The sequence below is a fragment of the Ruegeria sp. S84 genome (assembly GCF_056583445.1).
Window position 1 is genome coordinate 2,623,123 of the sequence record NZ_CM152618.1, and the last position, 14,399, is coordinate 2,637,521.

At 53.6% G+C, this 14,399-nt stretch carries 14 protein-coding genes; 6 read left to right on the top strand and 8 right to left on the bottom strand.

From position 1 onward, the window contains the following. Positions 1-586: 586 nt before the first annotated feature. The 7 genes from otnC to AC1DFB_RS13225 are packed head-to-tail and all read right to left on the bottom strand — an operon-like array spanning position 587 to position 6,909. A complete protein-coding gene (otnC, locus tag AC1DFB_RS13195; protein WP_480921416.1) occupies positions 587-1,228 on the bottom strand; it encodes a 3-oxo-tetronate 4-phosphate decarboxylase in 642 nt (213 codons plus the stop codon). Next, the gene (otnK, locus tag AC1DFB_RS13200) at positions 1,225-2,502 is read right to left on the bottom strand and encodes a 3-oxo-tetronate kinase (protein WP_480921417.1); all 1,278 of its coding nucleotides are present in this window, start codon (positions 2,500-2,502) and stop codon (positions 1,225-1,227) included. Before otnK ends, otnC begins: the two co-directional genes overlap by 4 nt. Beyond that, complete coding sequence (locus tag AC1DFB_RS13205) at positions 2,496-3,296, bottom strand: N-acyl homoserine lactonase family protein (RefSeq protein WP_480921418.1); 801 nt, start codon at positions 3,294-3,296, stop codon at positions 2,496-2,498. The genes otnK and AC1DFB_RS13205 overlap by 7 nt, the downstream gene beginning before the upstream one ends. Then, complete coding sequence (locus AC1DFB_RS13210) at positions 3,293-3,580, bottom strand: putative quinol monooxygenase (RefSeq protein ID WP_480753956.1); 288 nt, start codon at positions 3,578-3,580, stop codon at positions 3,293-3,295. Before AC1DFB_RS13210 ends, AC1DFB_RS13205 begins: the two co-directional genes overlap by 4 nt. Further along, on the bottom strand, positions 3,580-5,091 hold the full coding sequence (locus AC1DFB_RS13215) for a tripartite tricarboxylate transporter permease (RefSeq protein ID WP_480921419.1): 1,512 nt from the start codon (positions 5,089-5,091) through the stop codon (positions 3,580-3,582). Before AC1DFB_RS13215 ends, AC1DFB_RS13210 begins: the two co-directional genes overlap by 1 nt. 4 nt (positions 5,092-5,095) lie before the next feature. Further along, positions 5,096-5,845 carry a hypothetical protein gene (locus tag AC1DFB_RS13220; protein WP_480886236.1) on the bottom strand — a complete coding sequence of 250 codons (750 nt, stop codon included), beginning with the start codon at positions 5,843-5,845 and terminating at the stop codon, positions 5,096-5,098. Between the two features lie 56 nt (positions 5,846-5,901). Beyond that, positions 5,902-6,909, bottom strand: coding sequence for a tripartite tricarboxylate transporter substrate binding protein (locus AC1DFB_RS13225; protein WP_170408440.1), 1,008 nt, complete (start codon positions 6,907-6,909; stop codon positions 5,902-5,904). A gap of 135 nt (positions 6,910-7,044) precedes the next feature. Here AC1DFB_RS13225 and AC1DFB_RS13230 point away from each other — a divergent pair, with 135 nt between their 5' ends. The 5 genes from AC1DFB_RS13230 to AC1DFB_RS13250 all read left to right on the top strand — a co-directional run bounded on the left by AC1DFB_RS13230 (position 7,045) and on the right by AC1DFB_RS13250 (position 11,590). Beyond that, positions 7,045-8,133 (top strand): isocitrate/isopropylmalate dehydrogenase family protein, encoded by a 1,089-nt coding sequence (locus tag AC1DFB_RS13230; protein ID WP_480921420.1) that lies wholly within the window; start codon positions 7,045-7,047, stop codon positions 8,131-8,133. Continuing rightward, positions 8,130-9,161, top strand: a complete 1,032-nt coding sequence (locus tag AC1DFB_RS13235) for a Gfo/Idh/MocA family protein (protein WP_480921421.1) — start codon at positions 8,130-8,132, stop codon at positions 9,159-9,161. The genes AC1DFB_RS13230 and AC1DFB_RS13235 overlap by 4 nt, the downstream gene beginning before the upstream one ends. After that, a complete protein-coding gene (locus tag AC1DFB_RS13240) occupies positions 9,158-9,835 on the top strand; it encodes a GntR family transcriptional regulator (RefSeq protein WP_170380084.1) in 678 nt (225 codons plus the stop codon). The genes AC1DFB_RS13235 and AC1DFB_RS13240 overlap by 4 nt, the downstream gene beginning before the upstream one ends. Positions 9,836-10,050: 215 nt before the next feature. Next, positions 10,051-11,151, top strand: a complete 1,101-nt coding sequence (locus AC1DFB_RS13245; RefSeq protein ID WP_480921422.1) for an Acg family FMN-binding oxidoreductase — start codon at positions 10,051-10,053, stop codon at positions 11,149-11,151. After that, positions 11,141-11,590 carry a MarR family transcriptional regulator gene (locus tag AC1DFB_RS13250; protein WP_170647199.1) on the top strand — a complete coding sequence of 150 codons (450 nt, stop codon included), beginning with the start codon at positions 11,141-11,143 and terminating at the stop codon, positions 11,588-11,590. The genes AC1DFB_RS13245 and AC1DFB_RS13250 overlap by 11 nt, the downstream gene beginning before the upstream one ends. A 37-nt stretch (positions 11,591-11,627) precedes the next feature. On the opposite strand, the gene AC1DFB_RS13255 is transcribed toward AC1DFB_RS13250, so the two are convergent. Next, on the bottom strand, positions 11,628-12,395 hold the full coding sequence (locus AC1DFB_RS13255; RefSeq protein WP_480790329.1) for a hypothetical protein: 768 nt from the start codon (positions 12,393-12,395) through the stop codon (positions 11,628-11,630). 335 nt (positions 12,396-12,730) lie between these two features. Here AC1DFB_RS13255 and AC1DFB_RS13260 point away from each other — a divergent pair, with 335 nt between their 5' ends. Then, positions 12,731-14,263, top strand: coding sequence for a phospholipase D family protein (locus AC1DFB_RS13260; protein ID WP_170613810.1), 1,533 nt, complete (start codon positions 12,731-12,733; stop codon positions 14,261-14,263). Positions 14,264-14,399 lie beyond the last annotated feature (136 nt).

Below are 14,399 nucleotides of genomic sequence, written 5' to 3' on the forward strand. Positions count from 1 at the left end.
GAAAGTCCGTTTTGGCCGCTAGAAACTTAGTGTTGTTGCGAGACAAAGAGATCACAATTCGGGATTCCGCGTCCAAGCGCATTCATATCAATCTTTCACAGGCCAAAGCTTCTGATTTGCAAGGCATTCTGCAAGGCTCACATGATGAGCGCCAACCCATCAAATCTTAACTGGTCTCCCATCCGCCTGGATCATCTCATCACCGCCTGAGAGGCCTTCAACAATTACGCTACTTGTGGCTGTTTCGATTGCTGTTCCATCGACAAAGCATACGTAATTCATCTTGTTCGGATTGTTTGTGCTTATGCTGGCTAATGCAAGCGGAACGCCTTCTAGCAAGGCCCGGTCGTCGAAAAGAACCAGCTACTTGCCCCGCCATAATAGTCACCCGCTGTCGTCGATACCTCTAAAGGGTAGAGGACATAGTTATCAGTACCGTCTATAGTGGTGAACGTGGCCTTATAAAAAACTCGTTCTCCGCCAATCGTTTGCTGGGTTGTATCGCTTGAGATCTGCTGAGGTAAGTCACCGGATAACTTTGCACGATTTGCCCGATAGTTTGCACACGCACCATTTTGGTGCCAGATCAAATCCTTCCGAAAGTCTCTTTGAGTTCTGCGACTTTTTTAGCATCCAGCAACCGGGTAGGCAGGCCGCGCAAAGCCACGAGCAGCTTGGCCGTTTCTTCTAACTCTTCTGCTGCACAAACCGCTGAGAAGAGATCCTTTCCCGAGACGACGGGACCGTGATTGGCCAACAGAACCGCACTATACTTGCCGTCTAGTTCACGGATCAAATCACCGGACTTCGGGTCGCCCGGCTTGACGTATGGAACCAGTTTGACCGTACCGACGCGCATCACCACATACGGCGTAAGCGGTGGAATACAGTCATTGGGATTGGTGTCTTCCAGACACGACAATGCAGTGGCCCAGGTCGAGTGCAGATGAACCACTGCACCAGCTTGTGGCCGCGTCTCATAGAAGGCTTGGTGCAGAAAAACCTCCTTGGTCGGCTTGTCCCCGGAGACGTGGATGCCATCCAAATCAATCTTGGCGATACGCTCTGGGTCGATATCGCCCAAGGTGGAATTGGTTGGTGTCATGAGGATGCCGTCGTGCAGACGTGCAGAGACGTTGCCAGCAGTGCCGACGGAGAATCCACGCGCAAACAGCGAGGCGCACAGCTCGGACATCTGTTGTCGCAGTACCTGTTCTTCAGAACTCATTTACCGGCCTCCATCATTCTCAGCGCTTTTGCGAAAAAGTCCGGAGCGCCGAAGTTTCCAGACTTTAGAGCCAGCGCAATGGGTTCAGATTTTCCAACGCTCAGGACTGGCACGCCCGGGTCGATCTCTGGCCCAATTGACATGGCCGGAGACCCCAGTGCCTCAGAAACAGCCTTGGCAACAGCTCCCGACGTCTCTCCCCCTGCCACCACCAATCGCTTGTAGCCCTTTTGGACAAGTTCTCGGGCGGTATCTGCAAAGAGACTATCCAGTTTTTCTGCAACCGCTTCCCGACCGAATTGGTCTTGGATAGCACGCACATCATCCGGGCTTCCCGATGAATATGCGAGCGGTGCCTGACCTAAATGCGTTTCAAAGAAATCCAGAAGCGTTTGCGTGGTCACATCCCCGGACATGACACCCGGAACATCGATGGCGAACGTCGGATTGGACTTCGCATGCACATCGATCTGCCCACGGGTCGCTCCCGAGCAAGACCCAGCAAGTATCGCGGCAGGCCCTGCGATACGAGTGAACGCACTGCCACCTCTTTTGGACGAAGCTTTTCTGACGAAGTTCTTGGGTAGCCCCAGCGCTATCCCAGATCCCCCAGTAATGAGCTGGGCATCCTTCAGAGCCTCGCCCCAGGCCAGCAAATCCTCGTCCGAAATCGCATCACCGATCACAAAGCGTTCGTCGACGTTCCGCAAAGCAGTAGCAATCGCCTCTGGTCCTTGCGTCACGGCGTCAATTGAAACCAACCCAACCGCTTCTTGGGTCTGATACTGCAACCAACGCTTGATGTCGGCATCCGTCATCGGAGTAAGAGGGTGATTTTCCATCCCGGACTCGTTCAACAGCTTGCCGAACACAAATAGATGGCCGTGATAGATGGTGCGCCCCGTTGTCGGAAAGGCTGGACAGAAAACCACCTTTTGCGCGCCCAGTTCGTTGGCCAACGCTTCCGCAACCGGGCCGATATTTCCCAGCCTAGTGGAATCAAAGGTCGAGCAATACTTGAAGATGAACTGGCGGCATCCTTGATCTTTAAGCCATCGCAGGGCTCGCAGGTTGTCCGCAACAGCTTCTTCGACAGGTGCAGTGCGGCTCTTGAGTGAGACGACACCCGCTTCGATCTCTTTGTCGGCCGGAGTATCCGGAATACCTGGAAACTGCGCGGTTCTTAATCCACCTTCCGGCTCGACGCCCTTTGCCAAGGTGTTCGCAATGTCGCTCGCACCAGTGAAATCGTCCGCTATGACGCCGATCAGCATATTTTAATGTCCTTCGTCGGCCCTGGATCCAGCCTATGGATGTGCGGTGCTGCTCCGACGGGAAAAATCTCGCGCACAAGTGGATCATGGCCGGGCACGATAAGTCGAGGATGTGAGGCCAACCTCTCTAGGGTCTTGAAACCATCCATCATTTCCTGCAAATCGACGACGATGGGAAAGGCTTTTCGCGCCATGAAATTCTCGTAGTAATGCGAGGCATCCGAGGCCAGAACCATCCACCCGGCTGCTGTTCTTACACGAACACATTGCAACCCCCGCGAATGCCCGCCGATACAGTGTACGGTCACCCCATCTGCTATCTCGGCCTCTCCGTCGTAGAACACGACCTTGCCTGAATAGAGGCGCTTTACGACCTCGCAGATATGGCCCGCCGAGAAAGGCGCGCGTAAGTGGTCGTGGCACATGCAGGGACCTGTAGCGAAGGCCATTTCCGCCGATTGCATGTGCAACTTCGCATTTGGGAACATATGCAGCCCCCCAGCGTGGTCATAATGGAGATGGGTCACGATAACCTCGGTCACCGATTCGGGCATGATGTCCAATGGGCGCAAAGCCTCGCGTGGGTCCATCACAATGGGACGTCCACGGGCGGCTGCCTCGTCGCTGTCGTATCCGGTATCGACCAGTATAACTTTGTTGCCACGCTTGAGCACCCAAACGAAATAGTCCATCGCGTGAGGTGCATCGTGATTGTCATCCAATATGAAGCTGTCGCGTCGAGTGCGGGCATTGCGATCCGCGTATTTCACGGCGTGAATTTCCCAATCGTTCATCGGATGACCTCGGAATACTGTTGAACAGTCTTGGTGGCGATCATATCAGCCACAGCCGTATCGAAGGACTGGAAATGCGCGCTTTCCAGGTGGGCGGAGAACGCCACGCTGTCATCATAAACCTCATAGAGAAAAACTGTCTCGGGATCGTCGCCGAGGCAAACGTCAAACTGCTGGCATCCGGGTTCTTCACGCAAAGTGGTTGAAGCGTTTTCGACCATTAGCGGCAAAAAGGTTTCTCTCGTACCGGGCTTGAGAGTGAAGGTGACGGTAACCACAAACATCAGACGGAAAGTCCTTTCAAACGTGAGAAAGCGCGCTTTGCCATGGGCAGTTGGCTGAGGATCAGACCAACGTTTAGCACAAGTAGAATGGCCGCACCGGGTCGCGAAAAGAAGACCGAAAGATCCCCGTCCGACAAGAACAGCGACCGGCGGAAAGTTTCGTCAAACAGGCTTCCAAGTATAACCCCAATGACCAATGGAGCGATTGGGTACTTCATCAGGTTCATAAAATAGGCGACGGCGCCGACACCAAGCATCAGGTAGAGATCATTGATGCCACCACCGACGCTGAAGGACCCGATTGTTGTCAGAACCATCACAACCGGCAAGAAGATGGTCTGCGGTATGGCGAGTATTTTGATAAAGACCCGAGCAGTGAACAGGCCCATCAAGAACATAGTCAGGGATGCCAGCACTAGGATTGCGACTACGCGCAGAATGATCTCGGGGTCTATCGTGGGGCCCGGGATCACGTTGTTGATCTTGAAAGCCCCCATCAAAGCCGCGGCGGGTGGTGAACCGGGAATGCCCAAAACCAAAAGCGGGATTAGCGCGCCCCCAATGCAGGCGTTGTTTGCTGTTTCAGAGCATAGCAGACCTTCCAATGACCCTTTTCCAAACTTATCGCCCTCAGCAGATACGGTCTTGCCGACACCGTAGCTGACCCAACCGGCGACATCTTCGCCGACGCCAGGAAGCGCTCCTACTCCGGTCCCAATCACTCCTGACCGGCCAATGGTGGGCAGGTAGCGTCGGATGGAGCGTAGGTTCGGAAGGATGCGACCTTTCAGGGCCAGAACTTTCCCGGCCTCAACGTGCCTCAAGCCGTCGATAATTTGGGGGATGGCGAAGGCCCCCATCAAAACTGGCACGACCTGAAACCCGCTCAACAGGTAAGACCAGCCGAAAGTATAGCGCGGTTCAGACAACAGAGGGTCGAGTCCCACCATGGACATCGCAAGCCCGATCAGACCGGCGATCCATCCCTTAATCACCAGGTCTTCGCTCATTAAAGTGCCAGAAAGCAGAATGCCGAACAGGGCCAGCAATGCTTTCTCCGGGCTTGCGATGTTCTTTGAAACCAAAAGCAGCGCCCAGACGAAAATCAAAAGCGTGGTAGTCCCAATAACCGTACCGATAAAGCTGGCCGTTGTGGTCAGACCAAGTGCTTCGCCCCCTCGACCTGCTTTGGCCAGAGGGTAGCCATCCATGGCCGTCGCCGCGCTAGCTGCTGTGCCAGGTATGTTCAGCAGAATAGACGGGTAAGAGCCGCCGTAAATCGCGCCAACATAGGCCCCGAGCAAAGCGATAAGCGAATAGTCCAATGGGATCTTGTTGCCGAAAAATCCCGTCAGGATCGTCACTGCCAGCGTTGCGGTCAGGCCGGGCAACGCGCCGAACGTGATGCCTAGGAACACGGAAGCAATCAAATACAGATAGGTCAGCGGGTCCACTGCCAGACCAACGAATGCGGTCCCAAACCCAGCCAGTTGCGAAAGGATAAAGTCCATCCGGTCAGTCTTTCCATAACGGACGAAGCGTCACGTAGTAGTGGTATTCGATTTGCTTGAAGATCAGCCCCCCGCGCGCGGGCACGTTCTGTCGGAAAATAAAGGCCATCGCGCAGACGAGGATCAGCGGGGCCAGTATTGCGACGACTGGCACAAACCGCAAAACGCGTTCGGAAGCCGATTTGATCAACACCACAAATGATAGCGAGACCCATAGGGCCAGTGTAAACCAATCATCACCGTGTGCATTCCATTCCGCCTGCGCGGGAAACACGGCGAACGCAAAAAGTCCGGCAGAGACAACTGCGATACAGGCTACCAAAGCACGCCGCGCGTGACCGCCGTAGTAGCCGTAAGTCAAAGCAGTAATCAGTAACCCCGAGCACAATATGAAGTCCACTCTGGGAACCAGTCCGACGACGTATGCAAGAAGGATCAGGCCTATTGTTGATGCTCGATAGGCTTCCCACTTATCCCATCCGATCCCCAAAGCCGTGAGCGCGTTCTGGGCTCCACCTGAGCGGATCGAAGTAGCCAACAAGACGAAGGACAACACAAGCAATCCACCGAAGATGAACAACGGTACAATTGCAGCCGAGTTGTACCAGTCCGACCCACTTACACCTGCGCGGTTTTCACCCCAAAGTGGGATGTCCAACGTTTTCCAAAGGAAAAAGACGGACACTGTTATTAGAACAATAGCAGCCCAGAAATCGCGGGTCCGCATGACCAGTGTTTCGTCGATTTTGTCCATGCCTGCCTCCTAGAGGAAAGGGCGCGATCAAACGCGCCCTTCCAAAATTGATCGGATTAGGGCTTCTCGATACCCAGCGAGGCTGGATCGACCGTGGCAGCGCCCAAATCTTGCAAGGTATAGGCAAAAGTAGCCTCAAGGTTCGCAAATAATTCTTGAGCTTCTTCGCCGTGTTGACCACCGACATCATAATTGTTTGCCTCAGCCCATTCAGCGACGGTATCGGATGCAATCGCCTGCTCGAACGCATCGCCGAGGGCCGCCTTCACATCATCTCCAGCCGAGCTGTGAACGGCAAATCCGATGGCTTGTTTTAGCGGCAGATACTTGTCGAGACCGTCATAGATGCTAAAGGCAGATGGCACTGTAGCTCCGGCAATCTGCGCATCTTCCGGTGTCAACATCGCAAGTGGCTTCAACTGTCCGCCTTCGATCAAAGGAGCTTGTTCAGCCAGCGAAGTCACAACCAACGCAACCTCACCTGCTATCGCCGCTTCCTGCCCGGGCGCTGAGCCTTTGTATGGAACAAACTTGAACTCTGCACCGGACCCTTTCTCGATGGCGAGAAGATTCAAGTGGTGGATCGAACCCGCGCCGGACGCGGCAGCGGGAATAGTGCCAGGAGCGGCTTTGGCAGCGTCGACCAGTTCTTCCAGAGTATTGTAAGGGCTGTCCGCCGGAACCGAGATCAGATCGGGTGATCCGCCAACAATAAACGGATACCAAAAGTCAAATTTCTTGTCCCAACCGCCCTGCACAGCAGCGGTGACGTTCGATTCAGACAGACCAACCAGTGTATAGCCATCGTCTGGTTGGTTCATGACGTAGACCATGCCGTTGGAGCCTGCGACCCCACCGGTTTGGTTAATCACATTGATCGAGACTGGAAGGTGTTTTTCCATTTCGGCCATGATCATTCGGTTGATCGTGTCCGTGCCGCCACCGGCCCCCCAGACCACAGCTGTGGTGATATCACGGTAAGGGTAATCCTGCGCGGTAGCAGCCCCTGAAATCCCGGTTGCAATCACGGCTGCAGCCGCCAACTGCCCTAACTTCAGTTTCATTTCCAAGTCCTCCCAAACATCTTTGCGTTTATTATTGCATTTATTTGCGTATACATTAAAGAATGCATTGTCAACGGACTGTAGCGAAAGCTGCTATCGCGCTATGAATGCGAAACTGGAAGGAAGCGGGCCAAGATGAAAAAGAACTACGATGTCGCGGTGTTCCACGGGGACGGGATCGGCCCGGAAATTATGGCCCCTACGCTTGAAATCCTGCGGCAGCTCTCCGGCAACAATCCCAGCTACGACCTAGCGTTTACAGACGCTCCAGCAGGCGCAGGCCACTACGCCAAAACTGGAGAATCGTTTCCGACTGGTTCACTTGAAACTGCACGCAAGGCAGATGCGATTCTGCTATCTGCAATGGGTTTGCCGGATGTTCGCTATCCTGATGGAACCGAGATTTCACCACAGATCGACCTGCGGAAGCAGCTCGGCCTTTTTGCCGGCGTGCGTCCGGTAAAGGTTAGCAGCGGACAAATGACCCCCTTGGCGCTGCCTCCCGGAAAAGAGATCGACTTTGTCTTGATTCGTGAAAGCACTGAAGGGTTGTTCTTCACTCAAGGCGCGGGGGAAGTCACCGAAGACGAGGCACGTGAAACCCTTTTGATCACGCGCGAGATATCTGAAAAGCTATTCCGGTTCGCGTTTGAACTTGCCAAAAACCGAAAGGCTTCAGGGCGTGGCAAGGGGCGGGTTACCTGTGTCGACAAGGCCAATGTGTTCCGCGCCTTTGCATTCTTCAGATCGATGTTTGACGCTGAAGCCGCTCGCCATCCCAAATTGCGGGCAGACCATGCTTATGTTGATGCCACTGCGCTTTGGATGGTGCAGAAGCCTTGGGAATTCGATGTTTTGGTGACTGAAAACATGTTCGGCGACATCCTTTCTGACCTTGGCGCCGGCCTTATGGGCGGTCTTGGATTGGCTCCTTCAGCAGATATCGGGTTGAACCACGCCGTGTTCCAACCCTGTCACGGCTCTGCTCCGGACATTGCGGGACAAGACATTGCCAATCCTTTCGCGATGATCCTGTCTGCAGCAATGATGCTTGAATGGTTAGGGTTGACCCATAATCATCCAGAACTGTCCAAAGATGGCGAACGTTTACGGGAAGCCGTGGAAAAGGTGACTGAGAGCGGTCAAAACCTGACGCGTGACCTAGGTGGCACAGCCGGAACACAGGACGCAGCCTCATCGGTATTGGAAGCATTGCGGGCATGAATACTCAAGAAGTTATCAGAGTCGCGTGTGTGGGTGCGGGATACTTCAGCAAATTCCACTACGAAAGCTGGTCTCGAATGCCCGGAGCGGTTCCGATTGCATCCTGCAACCGTGACATCAAAAAGGCGAAAGAAACAGGACTGGCCGCTTACGATGATCTGTCAAAAATGCTGGAGACGGAAGAACCGGATCTCGTGGACATCATCCTTCCGCCTGTGGCGCAGGCCGACGCTATTCGAACTGCGCTGCATTCGGGCATAAAGTGGCTGATCTGCCAAAAACCTTTCTGCATATCTCTGGATGAAGCGGAGAAGATCGTCTCCGAGGCTGAAGCGGTAGGCGCAACTATTGTTGTGCACGAGAACTTTCGCTTCCAGCCTTGGTATCGCGCAATCAAAGAGGCGATGACCGAGGGTCGAATTGGTACACCTCTCCAAGCGACTTTCCGGCTTCGGCCCGGCGACGGACAGGGACCACGAGCCTACCTTGACCGGCAGCCGTACTTTCAGGAAATGCCGCGTTTCCTGGTTCATGAAACAGCGGTTCATTGGGTAGACACATTCCGATTTTTGTTCGATGCGCCCAGCGCAGTTTATGCGGACTTGCGCCAAGTTAACCCAGTTATCGCAGGCGAGGATGCAGGTTACATCCTGTTTGACCACCCCAACGGTTTGAAAGCTCTGTTCGATGGCAACAGATGCCTTGACCACAGTGCCGAAAACCTGCGTCAGACCATGGGCGAAGCGCTCATCGAAGGAACGGAAGGATCACTGGTTCTTAATGGCGACGGTTCAGTAGAACTCCGCGCTTTTGGAAAACAGGAGCGGCAGCAGATTCTACCTCCAAGCGATCACGATGGATTTGGAGGAGACTGCGTCCACGCCTTGCAAAGTCACGTCGTTTCAGGCCTTCTAAGAGGCACGCCGTTGGAAAACACGGCCCGAGATTATTTGGATGTGATCCGCATCGAAGAGAACATCTATCTCTCGGCTGCGGAGGGACGAAAGATCAACCTGGAGACGCCGTGAAGGATCAGGACGCAAAAACTCTTTCCAATACGCAACGCGCTGTTAGGGATTTGCGACAGATGATCCTGTCTGGCGAACTTGCGGCCGGAACTGACCATCTGGAGTCGGAACTCGCCGAAACTCTGGGCATGTCCCGCACTCCGATACGGGAAGCTGCGCTGATGTTGGAAAGTAAGGGGTTGCTGGAAATGCGGCCCCGCAAGGGTGTGCGGATACTGCCTGTTTCATCAGACGATATGCGTGAAATTTACGACATACTGACGGAACTCGAGAGCCTAGCAGCACAGCGCGCTGCCGAAGCGGGTTATTCAGAAGATGAACTGGCAGTACTTGCCGGATCAATTGCAAAGATGGACCAAGCCATCGAAGCCGAAGACCTAGAAGCCTGGGCCGAGGCCGACGAGTTGTTTCATCAGGAGCTCGTTCGGTTGGGCGGCAACAAACGGGTCGAAGCGATTGTCGCCATGATGAGCGATCAGGTGCGTCGCGCGCGCGCAACGACGTTGTTCATCAGGCCCCTGCCCGTCAAATCCAACGAAGATCACCGTGTTGTTTTTCAAGCAATTAGTGAAGGTCGACCGGATGTTGCCCGTGAACGTCATCGAGAACACAGGCTGCAAGCACAAGCTATGCTTTGCGGGATACTCGAAAAACATCGGCTCAACAGCCTCTGATCTTCTCGTATCCGGTCGTTAGTCAACTAAAGTAACTGCCTGTTTTCGGCATTGAAGACGCTCCGAGTGCTTGTCTACCACAGCAACCCGCAGTTGCCTCCGGCTGCTCTGATTTTCTTTTTTCTAGTCGCTCAAACAATCACTGCATCGATTGGGGTTGAAATAGTACGATTTCGTATTATTTTAGTTCGATATCGTACTATTGGAGAGTCAAGATGCCAAACCGAAGACGTTTTCTCAAGATTCTAGGCGGAGGCACAATACTGGCGGCAACGGGCGCGGCTGGGTTTCTCACGACACGTACACCCCATGAAGCTTTAGCTCCGTGGACGCCAAAACCGTATGATGACCCACGCAAGGCTGCTTTGTCCTACGCAATTCTCGCCCCCAATCCACACAATTTGCAGCCTTGGCTGATCGAGTTGGTTGGGCAAGACAAAGTGCGCATCCACCGTGATCCTGAACGTGAGCTTCCTGAAACCGATCCTTACCACCGCCAGCTCTATATTGGTCTCGGTGCATTTGTTGAGACGATGGTACTGACAGCAGGTGCACAAGGATTTGATACCGAGGTCACGTTACTGCCCGATGGAGATGACGGACCTATCGCAGAAGCGATGTTTGTATCTGGCGGGGCATCCGATCCACTCTCAGATCAAATCCTCAAACGGCATTCCAACAAAGAACCGTACACAGAACAGCGGCTCTCTGAGGCGGAAATATCGGTCCTTGAAAACTATGCCACTCTGATTTCCGATGAGGATCTAGTGGCCCGTATTCGAGACCTCACAAAACGCGCTTTTGAAATCGAAATGCGAACTCCACAGACTCTTAGAGAATCCGTCGACCTGATGCGGATCGGCAAAGCAGAAATCAACGCCAACCCAGACGGGATTGAACTGCGTGATCCCATGCTGGAAACGCTGCGACTTACCGGCCTATTGGACAATGAGACCCTGATGAACGTTGATCACCCAGGCACTCAGGCGCACATGCAAGACTACTTCGCTATGCTGGACGCGACGCCGCAATATGCTGTCCTCACGACAGCCACAAACACCCGAAAGGATCAACTTGATGCAGGACGTCAGTTGATGCGTTTCTACTTGAAGACAACCGAAATGGGCCTAGGCGTTCATCCGGTCAGCCAGGCACTTCAGGAGTATCCTGAGATGGCCGATGAATACGCTCTGGCGCATGAGCTTCTTGCGTCACCGGGCCACACGGTGCAAATGTTGCTGCGTTTGGGGTATGGACCTGAACCAATTGCCACACCCCGCTGGCCGCTGGAGACACGAATTCTGAATGAAGCCTGAAGATGAGACCAACGAAGTTTACCGATTCTTCACCGAGGTCGGGATCATCAATCAGTTGATCTCGACCAAGCTGGAAGCGTTCTTGCCTGGTAGAATGACGGCGACTCAATTCGGAATTTTGGGCCATCTGGTACGGCGTCCCGAGGGTGAAACTCCACAGCAACTTTCGAACGCGTTTCAAGTGCCTAAAACTTCGATGACGCACATGCTCTCCAGTCTTGAAAATCATGACCTGATTACTCTTGAAGCCAACCCCAATGACAAGCGTTCGAAAATTGCTCGGCCTACACCGCAAGGCGCTGAGTTTTTGAAAGCTTGTATGGAGCGGATGTCGGAATCCCTGGCTCCAGTTTTGTCCGAACTCGGGCCTGAACCGTTCCATGAATCATTGCCTAATCTGACGCTCATACGCGAAACTTTGGACAGCGAGCGCGACTAGCCGAAACCTGCGCCAGCCGAAGCAAGCAACCAAATTTTCAGAACATCATGCAATCCGCGCCCGGCGGGAGCGGCGGCGATCCTTCAGGCAAAGTGGGTGTGTAGTCAAATGTCACAATCTTCGCGCCACCGTCGAATGCCACGAACAGTTGGTTGGATCCCGGCCTAATGGCGATGCCTTCTGGATCGGTTCCGAATTCTAACAAACTTTGCTGGGCGAGAAGTTGGCCATCTGCCGTGAACTCATACAGGCTGTTTGACCCTTCCCAGTCATCAACAATCAACATGTGGCCGGTACGCGGATCAATCGCGATGCCCTGCGCCTCACTCAAGGGAGGAGAGAGCTTCATGGTATCCAACCTCGCCGTCAAAGCACCCTCTGAAGTGAACCACGACAACCGTTCGGGGTCATCCTCTACGGTCACGATCTGTCCCTTGGCGTTGATCGCAATTCCTTCCGTATCAGCGAAACCACCTTCCAATTCGAAGGGTGCTCCCAGGCGTGATCCGTCCTTGGTGACACGTTGAAGACTGCCGAGACCATCGCCCAGCAACAAGTGATCCCCTTCAACAGCAATTGCTTTGATCCGAAAGAGATCGCTGGATATACGGCGCAATTCATCACCTTGCAATGTAACGAGAATTGCCTCGGGCCCCTCGTTCGCAATCCACAACCCACAAAAGGTCGGATCGTAGTCAAGACTTGCGGGCTGATTAAGTTCATAACGCCCTGTTTCGCGAAGCTGCAATGCCGTGGCCGGGGTCGACACAGCAAAAATCAATAAGGCGGTGGTCCTCACAAACACTCAGGATGCTCCGAAAATCTGCGTCAAAACTGTGGGGCGGAATCGTAACACGTCAATGCTAAGAGCACCTAAACTTCCAAAATCAGAGAGCATCATTTTACCTGATCAGAGACTTATAACACGGAAACTGGTTACGAGCGGTGTGGTTCAACGCATCTGGGTTCTGCCATAGTCCGTTGGAACAGGGGTGTGTCGAAATCGCAAACCAACAACATGGCGCTTGTGAGAGTTACGAAATCAACACTAGCGAACGAAACAACCTCAGGCTTCATAGAACAAACTTGCAATCGCGTGCTCGGGCGTAGTCACCTAGGGCATAGGGTTGGAGAAAGCCAATGGCGCTGTGGAAGTTCGTGATTAGTGTTTATTGCGCGCTGTTTCTTGTCGCTTGCGCTCCGAAAACCCGCACGTATGAAAAGACGGTATCAGCTGCGCTACCGGCAAATTCCAGCACGGCACTGGGTCAGGCGGCCAATCGCCTTGGGGATCCTAAAGACGGTCGGTCAGGCATCAAGCTGATCAGTGATGGAGAAGAAGCGCTCGTATCACGGCTGTTGTTGGCCACTGCGGCCGAGCGAACGATAGACGCGCAATACTATCTTCTGCACGACGACCCAACCGGTCACCTGTTCGCTGCCAGCCTCTTGCAAGCGGCGGATCGAGGTGTTCGTGTCAGGCTGTTGTTGGATGATATGGATACGTCCGGCTACGACGCGATGACCGCTGCGTTGGACAATCACAAAAACATTGAAATAAGGCTGTTCAACCCGTTCTGGCGAGATCAGAGCATTTTGATCGCGGGTCTGACTGATTTCAAACGCATCAATCGCAGAATGCACAACAAGTCCATGACAGCAGACAACGTGTTCACGATTGTAGGTGGGAGAAACATCGGTGCCGAGTATTTTTTGGCGCGGGAAGAAATGAACTATGCTGATCTGGATGTGCTGGCCGCAGGCCCAGTTGTACGCGAAGTGTCACGTAGCTTTGACGCTTACTGGAACAGCGAATTCGCTGTTCCGGCTCGCGTGGTTGTCGGAGAACCCGAAGAATTTGACCTGAGCGATGCACGCAGCAGGTTGAATGAGCTCGTCGAGGAAGCGAAGCAAACGCAGTACGGCGCAGCGCTCAGAAAGTCGGCAAAAGAGAACTTCGCGGATGGCGCCCTGTTACTGGATTGGCTGCCAGCGAAACTTTATGCTGATCCGCCTTCAAAGGCCGCGGGCCTCGAGAACTCAGGTCCCGTTCTTGCATCTCAATTGCTTCCGTACTTTGAGAATGCCAGCAGTGAAGTGAACATCGTGTCCGCCTACTTCGTGCCGCGCAACAACGGTGTGAAATGGCTGACCGAACTCGAGAACCGCGGGGTCGACGTAAAGGTTGTAACCAACTCACTTGCATCTAACGACGTCGCACCCGTTTACGCACACTACGCCAAGAAACGCCGAGCACTACTACGCGGTGGAGTAGAACTCTACGAGCTGCGACCCGACGCTTATCAAGTCCAACGCCGCGGTATTAACTGGGCTCAGTCCAGGTCAGGCCTGCACTCCAAGGCATTTGCAATTGATGACCAGTACTTGTTCGTGGGTTCATTCAACTGGGATCCGCGATCTGTCAACATCAACACCGAGATGGGAATTCTGATTGACTCGCCAGCATTGACTGCGCAGACGATGGGGGCCTTGGACGACGCACTACCCGCATACACATATAACGTGACGCTCGAGCAAGCTGGTCAGCTTAAATGGACGACAAGAGCCAATGATGGCACCATTCTTGAATACCAATTCGAGCCGACAGGATCGGCCTGGGATCACATTGTTGCCGGGCTATTAAGTATTTTACCAATTGGGTCCCAGCTTTAGGTCTCTGCAAACTACTTGATCGCTGCTCCGTCACCGGCGCCTGCGAATATGGCAGCAAAAAAGAAATAGGTCATCAGTCGCAGATATTTCCCAATATCCAGTTCTTAACACAGACTAGATATTCACTTTGTCAACT